This window comes from Stella humosa (assembly GCF_006738645.1).
Lineage (GTDB): Bacteria > Pseudomonadota > Alphaproteobacteria > ATCC43930 > Allostellaceae > Allostella > Allostella humosa.
This window is the reverse complement of record NZ_AP019700.1, coordinates 3,903,728-3,918,672: the sequence shown is the minus strand read 5'-3', so window position 1 is coordinate 3,918,672 and position 14,945 is coordinate 3,903,728. Positions and strand designations below refer to the sequence as shown.

18 protein-coding genes and 1 pseudogene are annotated in these 14,945 nt (G+C 72.3%); 6 read left to right on the top strand and 13 right to left on the bottom strand.

Annotation, left to right across the window (positions count from 1 at the left end; genetic code table 11):
- Positions 1 to 10 precede the first annotated feature (10 nt).
- Genes STVA_RS18440 through STVA_RS18425 form a run of 4 tightly spaced genes read right to left on the bottom strand, consistent with a single transcriptional unit; the run spans position 11 to position 3,287 of the window.
- Positions 11 to 1,150, bottom strand: coding sequence for a CobW family GTP-binding protein (locus STVA_RS18440; protein WP_123693365.1), 1,140 nt, complete (start codon positions 1,148 to 1,150; stop codon positions 11 to 13).
- Positions 1,151 to 1,153: 3 nt separating this feature from the next.
- Complete coding sequence (znuB, locus tag STVA_RS18435) at positions 1,154 to 1,978, bottom strand: zinc ABC transporter permease subunit ZnuB (protein WP_123693367.1); 825 nt, start codon at positions 1,976 to 1,978, stop codon at positions 1,154 to 1,156.
- A 5-nt stretch (positions 1,979 to 1,983) separates the two neighbouring features.
- Complete coding sequence (locus STVA_RS18430) at positions 1,984 to 2,784, bottom strand: metal ABC transporter ATP-binding protein (RefSeq protein ID WP_123693369.1); 801 nt, start codon at positions 2,782 to 2,784, stop codon at positions 1,984 to 1,986.
- A gap of 14 nt (positions 2,785 to 2,798) precedes the next feature.
- A complete protein-coding gene (locus STVA_RS18425; RefSeq protein WP_123693372.1) occupies positions 2,799 to 3,287 on the bottom strand; it encodes a Fur family transcriptional regulator in 489 nt (162 codons plus the stop codon).
- Positions 3,288 to 3,353: 66 nt separating this feature from the next.
- On the opposite strand from STVA_RS18425, the gene STVA_RS18420 reads away from it, so the two are divergent.
- Positions 3,354 to 4,289 carry a zinc ABC transporter substrate-binding protein gene (locus STVA_RS18420; protein WP_123693374.1) on the top strand — a complete coding sequence of 312 codons (936 nt, stop codon included), beginning with the start codon at positions 3,354 to 3,356 and terminating at the stop codon, positions 4,287 to 4,289.
- Here STVA_RS18420 and STVA_RS18415 read toward each other — a convergent pair.
- On the bottom strand, positions 4,282 to 4,596 hold the full coding sequence (locus tag STVA_RS18415; protein ID WP_142235815.1) for a hypothetical protein: 315 nt from the start codon (positions 4,594 to 4,596) through the stop codon (positions 4,282 to 4,284). The genes STVA_RS18420 and STVA_RS18415 overlap by 8 nt on opposite strands.
- A gap of 95 nt (positions 4,597 to 4,691) precedes the next feature.
- Here STVA_RS18415 and STVA_RS18410 point away from each other — a divergent pair, with 95 nt between their 5' ends.
- The 3 genes from STVA_RS18410 to STVA_RS18400 are packed head-to-tail and all read left to right on the top strand — an operon-like array spanning position 4,692 to position 6,504.
- Positions 4,692 to 5,348, top strand: coding sequence for a DUF6134 family protein (locus STVA_RS18410; protein WP_142235814.1), 657 nt, complete (start codon positions 4,692 to 4,694; stop codon positions 5,346 to 5,348).
- Positions 5,345 to 6,097, top strand: a complete 753-nt coding sequence (locus STVA_RS18405) for an SDR family NAD(P)-dependent oxidoreductase (protein ID WP_123693380.1) — start codon at positions 5,345 to 5,347, stop codon at positions 6,095 to 6,097. The genes STVA_RS18410 and STVA_RS18405 overlap by 4 nt, the downstream gene beginning before the upstream one ends.
- A complete protein-coding gene (locus tag STVA_RS18400; protein WP_123693381.1) occupies positions 6,094 to 6,504 on the top strand; it encodes a nuclear transport factor 2 family protein in 411 nt (136 codons plus the stop codon). Before STVA_RS18405 ends, STVA_RS18400 begins: the two co-directional genes overlap by 4 nt.
- A 12-nt stretch (positions 6,505 to 6,516) precedes the next feature.
- On the opposite strand, the gene STVA_RS18395 is transcribed toward STVA_RS18400, so the two are convergent.
- The 8 genes and pseudogenes from STVA_RS18395 to pdeM all read right to left on the bottom strand — a co-directional run bounded on the left by STVA_RS18395 (position 6,517) and on the right by pdeM (position 13,980).
- Positions 6,517 to 6,987: a DUF3833 domain-containing protein gene (locus tag STVA_RS18395; RefSeq protein WP_245978460.1), complete on the bottom strand. Its 471-nt coding sequence runs from the start codon at positions 6,985 to 6,987 to the stop codon at positions 6,517 to 6,519.
- On the bottom strand, positions 6,977 to 8,383 hold the full coding sequence (locus STVA_RS18390) for an MFS transporter (RefSeq protein WP_123693383.1): 1,407 nt from the start codon (positions 8,381 to 8,383) through the stop codon (positions 6,977 to 6,979). The genes STVA_RS18395 and STVA_RS18390 overlap by 11 nt, the downstream gene beginning before the upstream one ends.
- A 1-nt stretch (position 8,384) precedes the next feature.
- Positions 8,385 to 9,674 carry an SAM-dependent methyltransferase gene (locus STVA_RS18385; protein ID WP_245978462.1) on the bottom strand — a complete coding sequence of 430 codons (1,290 nt, stop codon included), beginning with the start codon at positions 9,672 to 9,674 and terminating at the stop codon, positions 8,385 to 8,387.
- A gap of 48 nt (positions 9,675 to 9,722) precedes the next feature.
- Complete coding sequence (locus STVA_RS18380) at positions 9,723 to 10,502, bottom strand: DUF1365 domain-containing protein (RefSeq protein WP_123693385.1); 780 nt, start codon at positions 10,500 to 10,502, stop codon at positions 9,723 to 9,725.
- Entirely contained in the window at positions 10,499 to 11,794 is a 1,296-nt protein-coding gene (locus STVA_RS18375) for an NAD(P)/FAD-dependent oxidoreductase (protein ID WP_123693387.1), read from the bottom strand. The genes STVA_RS18380 and STVA_RS18375 overlap by 4 nt, the downstream gene beginning before the upstream one ends.
- Positions 11,791 to 12,708, bottom strand: coding sequence for a cryptochrome/photolyase family protein (locus tag STVA_RS28185; protein WP_246782838.1), 918 nt, complete (start codon positions 12,706 to 12,708; stop codon positions 11,791 to 11,793). The genes STVA_RS18375 and STVA_RS28185 overlap by 4 nt, the downstream gene beginning before the upstream one ends.
- A 91-nt stretch (positions 12,709 to 12,799) precedes the next feature.
- Positions 12,800 to 13,249, bottom strand: a pseudogene (locus tag STVA_RS28180) (deoxyribodipyrimidine photo-lyase); the annotation flags it as partial.
- Between the two features lie 47 nt (positions 13,250 to 13,296).
- Positions 13,297 to 13,980, bottom strand: coding sequence for a ligase-associated DNA damage response endonuclease PdeM (gene pdeM / locus STVA_RS18365; RefSeq protein ID WP_197735670.1), 684 nt, complete (start codon positions 13,978 to 13,980; stop codon positions 13,297 to 13,299).
- A 129-nt stretch (positions 13,981 to 14,109) separates the two neighbouring features.
- Between pdeM and STVA_RS18360 the strand changes: the two genes are divergently transcribed.
- Together STVA_RS18360 and STVA_RS18355 are read left to right on the top strand one after the other, a co-directional pair.
- Entirely contained in the window at positions 14,110 to 14,475 is a 366-nt protein-coding gene (locus STVA_RS18360; protein WP_123693392.1) for a glycine zipper 2TM domain-containing protein, read from the top strand.
- Between the two features lie 42 nt (positions 14,476 to 14,517).
- A complete protein-coding gene (locus tag STVA_RS18355) occupies positions 14,518 to 14,898 on the top strand; it encodes a hypothetical protein (RefSeq protein ID WP_123693394.1) in 381 nt (126 codons plus the stop codon).
- Positions 14,899 to 14,945 lie beyond the last annotated feature (47 nt).

Sequence of the window (14,945 nt, the reverse complement as noted above, 5' to 3'; positions counted from 1 at the left end):
GACCGACCGGTCAGGTGCGTTCCCCGGACTCTTCAACCGCCAGTGCATTGAACAGCTTCTCGATCGTCGCCCGCTCGATGTCGCGGGTGATGAAGACGAGCCGCGAGCGGCGGTCCTCGCTCGGCCACTGGTCGAGGATGAGCGGCGGGTGGAAGACATGCTGCACGCCGTGGATGACGACCGGCTTGTCGGTGGATTCCTCGATGTTCACGAGGCCCTTCACCCGCAGCAGGTTCTCGCCGCCCGACGAGGCCAGCAGCTCCATCCACAGCGTGAAGGTCGACCACGGGATCGGCTTCTCGGCGGTGAAGCAGAAGGCGCGGATGCGGTCGTCATGCCGGTTCACGTCATGCGGGTCCTGGCCATGCGCGTGGCCATGATCGTGGTGGTGATCATGCCCATGGTCGTGATGTCCATGATCGTGGCCGTGATGGTGGTGCTCGTGCCCGTGGCCGCCCTCATAGGCTTCCTCGCGCAGCCAGCGGGCGACGTCCGGGGTCTTGGTCTCGGGGTTCCACAGGCCGGCGTCGAACAGGACGGCAGGGTCGATCTCGCCCATCACGGCCTGGAGCAGCGGTGCGCCGGGGTTGATCAGGTGCAGGCGACGGGTCAGGCGGGCGCGGGCCTCGTCGTCGATCAGGTCGGTCTTGGTCAGCACCAGCCGGTCGGCCACGGCCGCCTGCTTCACCGATTCGACATGCTGGTCGAGCTCGTTCATGCCGACCGCGGCATCGACCGTGGTGACCACCCCGTCCAGGCGGAAACGCTCCGACAGCAGGGCGTCGGTCATCAGCGTGTGCAGGATGGGCGCGGGGTCGGCCAGGCCCGTCGTCTCGATCACCACACGGTCGAAGGGCGGGATCTCGCCACGCACGCGCTTCACATAAAGGTCGCGCAGCGTGTCCACCATGTCGCCGCGCACGGTGCAGCACAGGCAGCCGCTGTTCAGCAGGACGATGTCCTCGCTCGACTGGCGCACCAGGGCATGGTCGATGCCGATCTCGCCGAACTCGTTGATGAGGACGGCGGTCCGGTCCATGCCCGGATGCTGCAGCAGCTTGTTCAGCAGGGTGGTCTTGCCGCTGCCGAGAAAGCCGGTGATGACGGAAATGGGCAGGCGGGACGAACTGGCGTTGGAAGCGGTCGACATCGGTCAGGGTCCTCGGTTCTGTCCGGCCTGGCGATCCCGTGGGGCGGGGCGCCTGGGCCAGCCGATCATGAACAGGAAGATAGCAAGGGCGACGACGACCGCCGAGGGTCCGGCGGGCGTGTCCCAGCGCAACGACAGGCCGAGCCCGCCGGTGACGGCGACGGCGCCGATCAGGGCGGCCAGCAGGGCCATGGCTTCGGGCGTGCGGGCCAGCCGGCGGGCGGCCGCCGCCGGCAGGATCAGCAGGGCGGTCACCAGCAGCACGCCGACCGCCTTCATGGCGACCGCCACGACGAGTGCCAGCAGGGCCGGGAACAGGATGCGGGCCAGCGTGACCGGCACGCCCTCGACGCTGGCTAGGTCCTCGCTGACGGTGACGGCCACCAGCGACCGCCAGGCCCAGGCCAGCGTCGGCAGGGCGACGGCGGCGGCCCCGCCGATCCACCACAGGTCGGCGTGGGACACCGCCAGCAGGTCGCCGAAGAGATAGGCCATCAGGTCGACCCGCAGCGTCTCCACGAAGGCGATGACGACCAGCCCGATCGCCAGCCCGCTATGGGCCAGGATGCCGAGCAGGGTGTCGGTCGGCACCAGCCGCCGCCGCTCGATCGCCACCAGCAGCAGGGCCAGCGCCAGCGACGTGCCGACCACCCCCAGCACCAGGTCGATGTCGAGCAGGTAGCCGATGGCGACGCCCAGCAGGGCGGCATGGGCCAGCGTGTCGCCGAAATAGGCCATGCGCCGCCAGACGACGAAGCAGCCGAGCGGCCCCGCCATCAGCGCCACGCCGATGCCGGCCAGCAGCGCGCGCCAGAGGAAGTCATCCATGGAAGTCATCCATGGTTGTGATGGGCATGATCGTGGTGGTCGTGGTGGTGATGGCCTTCGACCGGGACCACCGCGCCCGTCGCGTCATGCACATGGTCGTGGTGGTGGGCATAGACGGCAAGGGCCGTCGCCGCATCCCCGAACAGGTCGCGATAGGCGGGGTCGCGCACCACCCGGTCGGGCCGGCCGCTGCAACAGACATGGCGGTTGAGGCAGATGACGGCATCCGTCGCCGCCATCACCAGGTGCAGGTCGTGCGACACCAGCAGCACGCCGCAGCCGCGCCGGTCGCGCAGCGTGCGGATCAGCGTGAACAGCTCCGCCTGGCCGGTGACGTCGACGCCCTGCACCGGCTCGTCCAGCACCAGCAGGGCCGGCTGGCGCAGCAGGGCACGGGCGATCAGCACGCGCTGCCATTCCCCGCCCGACAGGTCGTGCACCTCCCGGCCGGCCAGGTGGCCGGCCCCGGTCTCGTCCAGCGCGGCCTGCGCCTCCGCCGGCGTCGGCCGCGCGGTCAGCGACAGCAGGCGGCGCACGGTGAGCGGCAGGCTGCGGTCGACGGTCAGGCGCTGCGGCACATAGCCGACCGACAGCCCGGGCCGGCGCGCGACCCGCCCTTCGCTCGGTTGCAGCAGGCCCAGCGCCAGGCGCACTGTCGTCGTCTTGCCCGCCCCGTTGGGGCCGATCAGCGACACGATCTGGCGCGGCGCCACGGCCAGCGAGACATGCTCCACCAGCACGTTGCCGCCGACGCGGTAGGTGACGTCCTGCAGCGCCACCAGCGGCGCGCTCGCATCCGGGGGCATGGCGGTCGTCCGGCTCAGGCGGGCTGGCAGCGCGGGCAGAGGCCGGTCACCTCGACGATCCGGCTCTCCACCCGGAAGCCCAAGGCCTGGGCCTGCCGGTCGATGGCGCGCGCGATCTCGGGCTCCACCAGTTCGGCCGCCGTGCCGCAGCCGGTGCAGATCAGGAACTGTCCCTGGTGCGGGGCGTCGGGGTGGTCGCAGCCGACGAAGGCGTTGAGGCGCGCGATGCGATGCACCAGCCCCTGGTCGATCAGGAAATCCAGCGCGCGATAGACAGTGGGCGGCGCCGCACCGCCGCGCAGGCCGCGCAGGCGCTCCAGCAGGTCGTAGGCGCCGATCGGGCCATGGCTCTCCCACACCAGTTCCAGCACCTGCCGGCGCAGCCCGGTCAGCCGGGCGCCGCGGGCCAGGCACAGGGCCTCGGCGCGGGCGACCGCGGTCGCCACGCAATGGTCGTGGTCGTGCCCCGGATTGGGAAATGCGGCGGCGGGGGTAGTCGTCATGAATGAAACATTATAACATATAACCCTGATCCGATCCCACCTTACGAGACTCCGCGAGGTTCTGGAATGCCCCGTCGCCTCTTCGCCGCCGCGCTGGCCGCGGCCAGCATCGCGCTTGCCCACCCGGCCGTGGCCCTGGATGTGGTGACGACGGTGAAGCCGATCCACTCCCTGGTCGCTGCCGTCATGGCCGGCGGCGACGCGCCGCATCTGTTGATCGGCGGAACGGCCTCGCCCCACACCTATGCCCTGCGCCCGTCCGACGCCCGCCGGCTCGAGGCGGCCGACCTCGTCGTCTGGGTCGGGCCGACGCTGGAGACGCCGCTCGCCCGCCCGATCGCCAGCCTGGCTCGGCCGGAGCGGGTGTTGACCCTGACGCGGGCAGATGGCGTCCATGTGCTGGACGCGCGCGAGGGCGGCCCGTGGGAAGCGGACGATCATGACCACGGCCACAAGCACGGGACCAAGGGCGCGGCCGAGGAGAGCGACGGCCACCTGTGGCTGGACCCGACCAATGCCGCCGCCATCGCCGTCGCCGTTGCCGAGCGGCTGGCCGGCCTCGACCCGGGCAATGCGGCGCGCTATCGCGCCAACGCGGAACGGCTGCGGACGGAGGTCGCCGCCCTCGACCAGGACCTGGCGCATCGGCTGGCGGCGGTGCGCCAGCGCCCGTTCCTCGTCTTCCACGACGCCTATCAGTACCTGGAGCAGCGCTATAGCCTGACCGCGGTCGGCGCCATCGCCATCTCGCCGGAGCGCAAGCCGGGCGCCCGGCGCATCCAGGCACTGCGCCGCCGGGTGGCGGAGACGGGTGCCGCCTGCGTCTTCAGCGAGCCGCAGTTCGACGCCGGCCTGGTGGCGACGGTGACGGAAGGGACCAAGGCGCGGACCGCGGTGCTGGACCCGCTCGGCGCCAGCCTGAAGGACGGGCCGGCGCTCTACCCGGCCCTGATGCGCGCCATCACCGGCGCCCTGGCGGGGTGCCTGGCGCCTACTACTTAGAGGGTCGTTCCGCCCCGCCGATGGCGCAGCCGCAGAGCGGGCAGGTCGTGCGCGCCAGGATCAGGTCGAGCTGCTCGGGCGAAAGGCGGCGGTCGGCGGGCAGGGTGGCGTTGGCTTCCGCCAGGCGGCGGGCCTGCTGGAGGTGGTCGTCGCCGGCCGCCGCGCATGCGGCAGCGGCGGCACCGGCCGTGACGGCATCCATCGGCATTTCGCGGAAGGCGGCGGCATCGCGCGGGCGGCCGAGGACGAGCGCGGCGCCGCCGCCGATGGCGGCCAGGAAGCGGCGACGGGATGGGTGGTCGGGCATCCTTCGGATCTTGGCGATCATGGCCACCATTGTACTGCCCGCGCCGTTGGCCGTCAGCCCTGATCCGCCGCTGCGTCCGGCGCGTAACGATGGCCATGGACGCATCCCGGACGGTACCCCGCCTCGCCCGCGCCCTCGTGGCGATCCTCGTCGTCGCCACCGGACCGGCGCTGGCCAGCGACCTGCGCTTCACCGTGTTCCGTGACGGGACCCCGATCGGGACCCACCGCATCCAGGTGGAACAGGTCGGCGACGAGACCCGGGTCGCGGTCGACATCGCGCTGGAGGTGAAGATCGCCTTCGTCACCGTCTATCGCTACAGCCACCGCAACCGCGAGGTCTGGCGCGACGGCCGGCTGGTGTCGATCGACACCGCCACCGACGATGACGGCACGCGCGAGTTCGTGCAGGGCAAGGCCGGTCCTGCCGGCTTAGCCGTGCGATCGACGGCCGGCAGCTACACCGCGCCGGCCGACGTGCTGCCGACCAGCTACTGGCGGCGGCCGACCGTCGATCGCCGCCAGCTTCTCGACACCCAGAAGGGGCGGCTGCTCGGCGTCCGGGTGGAGCGGGCGGATCCGCCGGGCGACCGGGCGGCGCGCTACCGGGTGCGCGGCGAACTGGACCTCGACCTCTGGTATGATGGCGACGATCGCCTGCGCCGCATCGCCTTCGACTTCAAGGGCTCGCAATTCGACTATGCGCCCGTCGGCCAGCCGGCGCCGGCCCCGCGCACCGCCGCCATCCGATGACCCCGGGCGGCGGCCGGCTCGCCTGGATCACCGGCGCCAGTTCCGGCATCGGGGCGGCATTGGCGCACGAACTGGCGGCGGCCGGCTGGCGGGTCGCGGCCAGCGCCCGCAGGATGGAGGGGGACGGCACGCATCCAGCCATTCGTGCCTTCCCGCTCGACATCACCGATGCCGATGCCTGCGCTGCCACCGTCGCCCGGATCGAGGCCGAGCTGGGGCCGATCGACCTGGCCGTCCTGAATGCCGGGACCCATGACGAGATGCCGGCCAGCGCGTTCGATGCCGCGCGCTTCACCCGCCTGGTGGAGGTGAACCTGCTGGGCACGGTGCGGTCGCTGGCGCCGGTGATGGCCGCCATGGTCGCCCGGCGGCGCGGCCATATCGCCATCGTCGCCTCCGTCGCGGGCTATTCCGGCCTGCCCACGGCGGCGGCCTATGGCGCCACCAAGGCCGCCCTCATCAACATGGCCGAGGCCTTGAAGCCGGAGCTGGATGCGGCCGGGGTCCGGCTCCAACTTGTCAGCCCGGGCTTCGTGCGCACGCCGCTCACCGACCGCAACACCTTCCCCATGCCGTTCCTGATGCCGGTCGACCGGGCGGCCCGCCGCCTGCGCCAGGGGCTGGAGAGCAGCCGGTTCGAGATCGTCTTCCCCCGCCGGCTCGCCTGGCTGCTGAAGCTGATGCGCATCCTGCCCTACCGGCTGTACTTTCCGCTCGTGCGCCGGATCACCGGCAAGGGTGGGGGATGATCGCGGCCGCAACCAGCTATGCCCGCTATTTCGAGGCGCTGACGCCGGCCGGCCTGGCCGGGCTGGAGCGCGTCGTCGTGGCGGACGTGCGCTTCGTCGATCCCTTCAACGACGTGACCGGGGTCGACGGGATGCGCCGGGTGCTGGCCCGCATGTTCGCGGACCTGCCCGACGCCCGCTTTGCCGTGACCGACATCGCGACCGGCGAGGCGGCCTACCTGCGCTGGCGCTTTGCCGGCGGGCGCTGGGCGATCGAAGGGGTGAGCGAGGTGCACTTCGCCGGGGACGAGCGCGCCACCCTGCATGTCGACCACTGGGACGCAGCCAGCCAGATCTATGCCCGCGTGCCGCTGCTGGGGCCGGTCATCCGGGCGATCCGGCGGCGGATCGGCCAGTTCCCGGGGTAGGGGCGGCCATCCTCACTTCTCCTTGCTGAAGAAGATCAGCACCTCGCCGATGGTGATGCCGAACTTGCTGACGGTGGCGCGGTTGATCAGCTTGCCGTCCGGCTGCAGGAACATCCAGTCGTCGAAGGCGACCCGCCAGGTGTCGTCGCCGACCTTGAGCCGCAGCGTATAGGCCCAGTTCAACGCCTGGCCGAAGGCGGCACCGACCGCCACGCCCTCGACATCGTCGGCGCGGCCCTCATAGCCGTTCTCGCCGTTGCGGGTGATGCGCCAGACCCGCCGGTCCTGCTCGCCATCGGCATAGCGGAAGTCCTCGGTCAGGGTCAGGGTCTGGCCGTCCCAGTTGCCGTCGATGTCGACGACGAACTGTCGCCGCACCTTGCCGAAGCGATCCTGGAAGATGCCCCAGGCGCGCGTCTTGCCCTGAAAATACTCCTCGACGACGAAGCGGGGCTCCGTGCCGGCGAAGTCCTCAGGCTTCATGGGGCTGCACCCGGCGAGCGCCAGGATCGGCAACAGGACGAGGGCCAGCAGGGTTCGGCGCATGGGCATCGAGATTCTCCGGGGACGGGTGGGGGCTGGCCGCGATGCGCCGGCGCAGGTCGCGCTGCACCGCCTCGGTCAGGGGGAAGCGCCACATCAGGGCGATGGCGGCCAGCTTGAAGAGAACGGGCGCGCCGCCATAGAGCAGGGCCAGCGCGTCCAGGGCGGCGGCCGGCTGGGCCGTGCCGGCGGCGACGAAGCCGGCGGCGCCCAGGATCGGAAAGGCGATGCCGACCGCCAGCGCCAGGGCCAGCTTGGTCGCCATCCCCCACAGGGCGAATAAGAGGCCCGTGCGCTGCCCGCCGCCGGCGGCCGTGTCGAGGTCGACGACGTCGGCCTGGATGGCGCCGGGCAGGGCCAGGTCGGCGCCGAGCGTCAGGCCGGTGGCGACGGCGACCAGCAGGAAGAGGCCGGCATCGCCCGGCCCCAGCAGCGGCACCGCGGCGAAGGCGGCGCACGCGACCAGCATGGCGACGCACCAGGCGCGATGCTTGCCGAGCCGCCGGCTGGCCCACAGCCAGGCCGGCACGCTGACCAGCCCGGCCAGGAAATAGGCGAGCAGCAGCGGGCCGGCCTGCTCGGGGCTGGCCAGGCGATGGGTGACGAAGAGGACGAAGAGCGTCGCCGGCAGGCCGTTGGCCAGCCCGTTCAGCAGGTAGGCCGCCAGCAGGCGCCGGAACGGCCGGTTGCCGGCGACCAGGCCGGCGGCGGCATGCCAGCCGGCGACGCGGGCGGGTGCGGGCGGGCGCTCCGCCACCAGCGCCAGGCAGGCGCCGACCGTGATCGGCAGGGCGAGTGCGACGCCGACCGCGATCATGGCGAGTGCTGCGGCCGGTCCGCCGGCGGGGTCGATCACGGCCGGCAGCCCGGCCGCGGCCAGCGTGCCCGCGACGGTGGCGCCCTCACGCCAGCCGGCGATGCGGGTGCGCTCGTGATAGTCGTCCGACAGCTCGGCGCCCCAGGCCTGGTAGGCTAGGCCCACCATCGTCCAACCGAGATAGAGCAGGATGCTCCAGGCCAGCAGGTGGCCGGCGCCGGCATCGGCGGGCGGGCGGAAGAGCTGCCAGGCCGCCAGAACCACGAGCGGCGTCCCGGCCGCCATCCAGATGCGGCGCCGGCCGAGGCGGGCCGGCGTCCGGTCGCCGAGCCAGCCGATCAGCGGGTCGCTGGCGACATCGGTCAGGCGGGCCAGCAGCAGGATGGTGCCGACCGTGGCCAGCCCCAACCCCAGCGTGTCGCCGTAGAAGGCCGGCAGATGGACGAAGGCGGGAAGGGTGAGGGCCGCCAGCGGCAGGGCCGGCAGCGCATAGATCGCCGCGGCGCCGCGGCCGGCCATGTCAGGCGCGCGCGAGGCGGATGTGGCGCACGTCGATCGTGCCGGCGACGAACCCGGCGCGGCAATAGTCGAGATACATGTGCCACAGGCGGCGGAAGCGCTCGTCGAAGCCGGTGGCGGCGATGGCGGGCCAGGCGGCCTCGAACCGTGCCTTCCATATCTCCAGCGTGCGGGCGTAGTGCGGCCCGTAGCCGATGTCGGCCTCCAGCGCCAGGCCGGCCAGCGCCGTCTGGTCGCGGATCGCCGCACGCGACGGCAGCATGCCGCCGGGAAAGACATGGCGCTGGATGAAGTCGGCGCTGCGGCGATAGGAATCGAAGAAGCGTTCGTCGATGGTGATGGCCTGGATGGCGGCAATGCCGCCCGGCACCAGCCGGTCGCGAACCTGGCCGAAGAAGGTGGGCCAGTAGCGCTCGCCCACCGCCTCGATCATCTCCACCGAGACGATGCGGTCGAAGCTGCCGACGACGTCACGATAGTCGACCAGGCGGATGTCGACGCGATCGGCCAGCCCGGCCGCCGCGACGGCGGCGGTGGCATGGGCGAACTGGGCGGGCGACACGGTGATCGCCGTGACGTGGCATTGGTGATGCGTTGCCAGGTGGCAGGCGAGCGCCCCCCAGCCGCAGCCGACCTCCAGCACGCGCATGCCGGGGCGCAGGTCGAGGAGATCGGCCAGGCGGCGGAACTTCTCGGTCTGGGCCTCGCCCAGTTCCTGCTCGGGCGTGCTGAAGACGGCGCTGGAATAGGTCATCCCCGGATCGAGCCAGGCGGCATAGAAGGCGTTGCCCAGATCGTAGTGGCGGCGGATGTTGCGCCGGCTGCCGGCGCGCGAATTGGGCCGCAGCGCGTGGATGACCCGGCCGGCCAGGCGATACCAGGGGCTCCCGTCCAGGGTGCGGCCGATGGCGGTCTCGTTTTCCAGCGCCAGGGTCATCAGGGCGGCCGGGTCCGGGCTGTCCCAGTCGCCGTCGACATAGCTCTCGGCAAAGGCGGTGGCGCCGCCCAGCAGCACGCGCCGGGCCAGCCGCGACCGGCGCACCTCCAGCACGGCGTGGCGCCCCGGCTCGACGCCGGCGGCGGTGTAGCGGCGGCCGTCCGGCACCACCACCGTCACCTGCCCCTGGCGGATGCGGCGGGCGAGCGCCAGCAGCAGGCGCAGGCCCCGCGGCAGCCCCGCCATGTCCCAGCGTTCCGCCGGCTGGGCGCCCGCGGCCGCCCGGTCGTGCCCCGTCCCGTCATGGTCTGGCCATTGGGCGGCGGGGGCGGCGTATCCGGCGTCGATGGTCATCGCGGGCGTTCCGATCGGGGGCTGGGGCGGCGGTCTCGGGGCTCGGGTCTAGTACGTGACCTCGGTCGCTGGTGGATCAGGGCGGCGGTGGAAGCGGGCACCCTTCCACCACAGGCGCAGCGCCTGCCAGTGGATGGCTGCCACCACCTTCAGCGTCAGCAGCGGCACCGACAGGGCCATGCGGCCCAGGGTGGCGTCGTCGAGCGGCCGGCGCTGGCCGGTCAGCGTCGCGACCAGGGTCTCGGCCTGCGCGCCGTTCTCCAGGGCCGTCTGGCGGATCAGGATCGCCATCCGCTCGTCCGGCGCGTGGATGCGGAAGCGGTAGCGGCATTCCATCGGCAGGAAGGGCGAGACGTAGAAGTGCTTGTCCTGGCTCTGCCGCACCCAGCCGTCCGCCTCCTCGCCGGGCGCCACCGGCAGCAGGTAGCCATGCTGCTGGCCGAAGGTGTTCTTCACCTCGTAGAGGATGGCGCGCAGCGCGCCCTCGCCGTCGCGGCAGAAATAGACCGACAGCGGGTTGAAGACATGGCCGAGCAGACGCGGGAAGCAGAGCAGCGCGATCGGGCCGGGCGTGAAATCGAGGCCGGCCTGGCGTAGCTGCCGTTCCACCCAAGGGCGCAGCGGACTGCCGTCGCGCGGGCCATGGTCGCGGTCGTGGAAGGAAAAGAGGCCGGCCCGGTTGTAGGCGAAGAGGCGCAGGTTGCGGTCAAGCGTCGGCAACTCGTCCAGGTCGACCAGCAGGGAATAGACGCGGTAGCGGAAGGCGTGGACGAAGGGGCGCAGCCGCCGGTGTGCGACGGTGCCCTGATAGAGCGCCGATGCGGTCACGCCGCGGCCGCCAGCGGCGGCTCGGCCCAGGGCGGCAGGGCACCCAGCGCGGCCGCAACGTCGAGGCCGGCGGTCAGCCCGTCCTCATGGAAGCCCCAGCGGTGGTAGCTGCCGCAGAACCACGTCCGCCACCGGCCCTGGATCTCGCCCAGCCGTGCCTGGGCGTCGATCGCCGCCTGGTCGAAGATCGGGTGGCTGTAGTGGTATTCGCCATGGACCAGCGCCGGGTCCGGCTCGACCAGCGGGTTGAGCGAGACGAACAGCGGCACCGCCGGATCGAGGCCCTGCAGCCGGTTCATCCAGTAGGTGACGGACACGGCGCGGGCCGCGTCGTGGCCGGCGGCCATGTAGTTCCAGCTCGACCATACCCGCCGCCGCCGCGGCATCAGGCGCGGGTCGCCATGCAGGATCGTGCGGTTGTCGGCATAGCGGAAGGCCCCCAGGATCGCGCGCTCGTCCGGGCCGGCATCGCCCAGCAGGCGCAGGGCCTGGTCCCCGTGGGTCGCCAGCACGACCTGGTCGAAGCGGTGCTCCTCGCCATCCTGCCCGCGCAGGACGACGCCGCCGGCATGGCGGATCACGTCGGCGATCGGCGTCGCCAGCCGGATGCGGCCGGCCAGGTCCGATGTCAGCCGATGGACATACTCCCGTGAGCCGCCCACCACCGTGCGCCATTGCGGCCGGTCTCGGACCCGCAGCAGCCCATGATTGTCGCAGAAGCGCACGAAGCTGACCGCGGGGAAGTCCAGCATGGTACCGGCCGGGCACGACCAGATGGCGGCCGCCATCGGCAGCAGGTGGTCGTCGATGAAGGCGCGGCCGTAGCGGCCGGCCGCCAGGTACTGGCCCAGGGTCGCCGTCGATGGCGGCCCGGCCAGCAGGCGCGGCGCCTCGCGATAGAAGCGCAGGATGTCGGCCACCATGCCGAGGAAGCGTGGCCGCACCAGGTTCGATCGCTGGGCGAAGAGCCCGCCCAGGTCGGTGCCGGCATATTCCAGGCGGCCGCCATCGGCTGACACGGCGAACGACATCTCGCCTTCGCGGGTCGGCACGCCCAGATGGTCGAAGAGGCGGATCAGGTTGGGATAGGTGGCGAGGTTGTAGACGATGAAGCCGGTATCGACGGCGATCGTGCGGCCGGCCGTGGTCACCTCGACCGTGTGGCTGTGCCCGCCCGGCCGCCCGGCCGCCTCGAAGACGGTGACATCGTGGTGCCGTGCCAGCGTCCAGGCGGCCCCCAGCCCGGCGATGCCGGCGCCGATGACGGCGATGCGCTGGGCGGGTGCAATCACGATGCGGTTTCCTTCAGGGTGGCGAGTGCGGCCAGCGCCCGCGGGCGGGCGGCGGCATGGTCGACGATCGGCCGGGGATAGTCCTGGCCCAGCCGCACGCCGGCATCGGCCAGCACCGCCGATGGGGCAGCCCAGGGCTGGTGCACCCAGCGGTCCGGCAGGCGGGCGAGTTCGGGCACGAAGCGGCGGACATAGCTGCCGTCGGGATCGAACTTCTGGCCCTGCAGCACCGGGTTGAAGATGCGGAAGAAGGGAGCGGCGTCGGCGCCGCAGCCGGCCACCCACTGCCAGCTTGCGGCATTGTTGGCGAGGTCGGCATCGACCAGCGTGTCCCAGAACCAGCGCTCGCCCGCCTGCCAGGGCAGCAGCAGGTCCTTGATCAGGAACGACGCGGCGACCATCCGCACCCGGTTGTGCATCCATCCGGTCTGCCAGAGCTGGCGCATGCCGGCATCGACGATGGGATATCCGGTGCGGCCGCGCTGCCACGCGGCGAGGCCGGCCGGGTCGTCGCGCCAGGGGAAGGCGCCATATTCCGGCCGCAGGGCCGCGTCGGCCAGGTCGTCATGGTGGAAGAGAAGCTGGTACGAGAACTCCCGCCAGCCCAGCTCGCGCAGGTAGGCCTCGGCGTCCGCAGCCAGTGCCGGGTCGGCGGCACCCGCGCCGTCGACCGCCGTCCAGGCCGTGCCGGGCGAGATCTCGCCGAAATGCAGGTGCGGCGACAGCATCGAGGTGCCGGCGCGGTCGGGCCGGTCGCGCCCGGCGCCGTAGCCCTTCAGCCCGCGCCGAACGAAGGCGGCCAGGCGTTGGCGGGCGCCGTCCTCGCCCGGTTGCCACGCCTGGCGCAGGCCGCCCGCCCAGTCGGGTCGGGTAGGCAGCAGGTCGAGTGCGGCCAGTTCCAGCCCGTGCGGCACGGATGCCGGGGCGGTCGCCGATGGCGGGCGGGCAGGGGCGGTCGGGGCCGGCCCGGCCGCGGATCGCCCGCCAGTAGGGGGTGAAGACCTGGTAGGGGCGGCCGTCGCCCGTCTTCACCGTCCACGGCTCGTGCAGCAGCGTGCCATTGTGGCTCGTGGCGGTGACGCCGGCGGCGGTCAGGGTTTCCTTGATGCGGGCGTCGCGGGCGCGGTTCCACGGCTCGTACCGCCGAGTCCAGGTCACGGCTGCGGCCCCGGCCTCCGCCGCCAGCGCCGGGATCACGGCCTCGGCATTGCCCCGGCGCAGGACCAGCGGCAGCCCGAGCCGGCCAAGCGCGCCCGCCAGCGCCGCCAGGCTGTGGTGCAGCCACCAGCGCGAGGCCCCGCCCGGTCGCCAGGCGCCCGGCGTTTCGTCGTCCAGCACGAAGACGGGCAGGACCGGCCGACCCCCGGCGATGGCGGCCGTCAGGGCGGGGTTGTCGGCCAGGCGCAGGTCGCGCTCGAACCACAGAAGGACGGGGGCGGGCGAGGGGGCGGCCATTGCCCTCCTATTCGCGGCCAGGGTCGCTTCGGATCACTGGCGCGCCGTCATGCGGCCTGGCGCAGCAACTGGTCCTTGGGGAACGCGAAAAGCTGGTTGCGGCCGAGCAGGAAGGCCACGAAGCGGCGGCGCATCAGCGTGGCGATTGCCGGGTCGAGCACGTCGAGCCCGCCCGCATAGGCGCCGAACGCCGGCAGCACCATGCGCTCGCCGTCGCTGACGAAGCACCGGCCCGAGATGCGCCGCGCCCGCGTGGCGACGCTGGCCTTGGGATGGAAATGGCCGCTGACTTCGCCGCGGGTGCCGGGTACCGCCTCGTGGCGAAAGATGATGCGGCCCAGCGCGACCTCGGGGACCACCCGGCCGCCGACATCCTCCGGGATCACCGGATCGTGGTTGCCGGCGACCCATACCCAGTCGCGCCCGCGCGTCAGGGCGGCCAGCCGGCCGCGGTCGCCGGCCCCCAGCCGGCCCGGCCCGCCGGTGTCGTGGAAGCTGTCGCCCAGGCACAGCACCATGCGCGGCTGCCAGCGGCGCACGGCCCGGGTCAGCTCGTCCAGCGTCGCCTGCGTGTCGTAGGGCGGTAGCAGCGTGCCGCGCCGGGCAAAGGCCGATCCCTTCTCCAGATGCAGGTCGGCCACCGCCAGCAGCCCGTGCTCGCGCCAGAACAAGGCGCCCGACGGGTCGAGCAGCAGCGACGCGCCGTTGAGTTCGACCGGTGCTGCCACCATACTCATTGCCCTGAGGTTGGAAGAACGGTCCGGCAACTTAGCTGGATTCGCAGCAGCCGATAGCCAGGAGGGAACATTCCCGTTCGCCTGGGCGTTGTAGCTGGGTTCCCGCCTCCACCGGAGGAGTTCATGTTCAAGGTCGCAATCGTCGCCGGGGTTGCCGCACTGTCGCTCGCGGCCTGTGCCCCCGGATATTACGGTCCCAACGAGACGGCCGGCACGGCGGTCGGTGCCGTCGCCGGCGGCCTGGTCGGGTCGCAGTTCGGTCATGGCGGCGGTCGCGTTGCCGGCGCCGCGGTCGGCACGCTGCTGGGTGCCGCGGTCGGCAACAGCGTCGGCCGCGCCGCCGACGAGCGCGACTATCGCTCGAGCTACTACGGCTACGGCCCCTATCCGCCGCCGGCCTACGCGCCGGCGCCGGTCTACGCTCCACCTCCGCCGGCCTACGTCGCGCCGCCGGGCTATTACTATTACCCGCCGCGCTACGCCTACTGAGCGTAGTCCGTCGTCAACCCCGCTATTCGAGGAGGATCAGCAATGCGTCTCCGTGCTCTTATCGCCCTGCCGGCGCTGCTCGGGCTCGGCGCATGCGTCGATCCCTATTACGACGGCTACAATGGCGGCTACGGGTCCAGCTATGGGCCGACCGGCTATGTGTCCGGCAGCTACTACGGCTCGTCCGCGCCGACGCCCTACTACTACAACGACCGTCGCGACTATGATCGTCGCGACTCCCGCCCGCGCTACGACGCGCGGCCCGACTATCGCCCGCCCGATCGCCAGACCGAGTATCGCCCGCGCCCGCCCGAGCGCGAGCCGGCCTACCGGCCCGGCAACCCCGGCGGTGGCAGCGGCAGCCCGCATGGGCGTCCGCCGCCGGCCGACTGGCAGCGCAACGGACCGATGGCCGGCGAGTAGTCGCCAGGCCGCGATAGGCTGAATTGGCCGGCCCGGCCGGGCGCCGT

Excerpts from the sequence above, each read along its gene's own strand:
- STVA_RS18395 (WP_245978460.1), bottom strand. The coding sequence starts at position 6,987 with ATGAAGCCTGAGGACTTCGCCGGCACGGAGCCCCGCTTCGTCGTCGAG.
- STVA_RS18440 (WP_123693365.1), bottom strand. The coding sequence starts at position 1,150 with ATGTCGACCGCTTCCAACGCCAGTTCGTCCCGCCTGCCCATTTCCGTC.
- STVA_RS18430 (WP_123693369.1), bottom strand. The coding sequence starts at position 2,784 with ATGCCCCCGGATGCGAGCGCGCCGCTGGTGGCGCTGCAGGACGTCACC.
- STVA_RS18385 (WP_245978462.1), bottom strand. The coding sequence starts at position 9,674 with ATGACCATCGACGCCGGATACGCCGCCCCCGCCGCCCAATGGCCAGAC.
- STVA_RS18360 (WP_123693392.1), top strand. The coding sequence starts at position 14,110 with ATGTTCAAGGTCGCAATCGTCGCCGGGGTTGCCGCACTGTCGCTCGCG.
- STVA_RS18405 (WP_123693380.1), top strand. The coding sequence starts at position 5,345 with ATGACCCCGGGCGGCGGCCGGCTCGCCTGGATCACCGGCGCCAGTTCC.
- STVA_RS18400 (WP_123693381.1), top strand. The coding sequence starts at position 6,094 with ATGATCGCGGCCGCAACCAGCTATGCCCGCTATTTCGAGGCGCTGACG.
- pdeM (WP_197735670.1), bottom strand. The coding sequence starts at position 13,980 with ATGGTGGCAGCACCGGTCGAACTCAACGGCGCGTCGCTGCTGCTCGAC.
- STVA_RS18410 (WP_142235814.1), top strand. The coding sequence starts at position 4,692 with ATGGACGCATCCCGGACGGTACCCCGCCTCGCCCGCGCCCTCGTGGCG.
- STVA_RS18420 (WP_123693374.1), top strand. The coding sequence starts at position 3,354 with ATGCCCCGTCGCCTCTTCGCCGCCGCGCTGGCCGCGGCCAGCATCGCG.
- STVA_RS18390 (WP_123693383.1), bottom strand. The coding sequence starts at position 8,383 with ATGGCCGGCCGCGGCGCCGCGGCGATCTATGCGCTGCCGGCCCTGCCG.
- STVA_RS18415 (WP_142235815.1), bottom strand. The coding sequence starts at position 4,596 with ATGCCCGACCACCCATCCCGTCGCCGCTTCCTGGCCGCCATCGGCGGC.
- STVA_RS18425 (WP_123693372.1), bottom strand. The coding sequence starts at position 3,287 with ATGACGACTACCCCCGCCGCCGCATTTCCCAATCCGGGGCACGACCAC.
- znuB (WP_123693367.1), bottom strand. The coding sequence starts at position 1,978 with ATGGATGACTTCCTCTGGCGCGCGCTGCTGGCCGGCATCGGCGTGGCG.
- STVA_RS18355 (WP_123693394.1), top strand. The coding sequence starts at position 14,518 with ATGCGTCTCCGTGCTCTTATCGCCCTGCCGGCGCTGCTCGGGCTCGGC.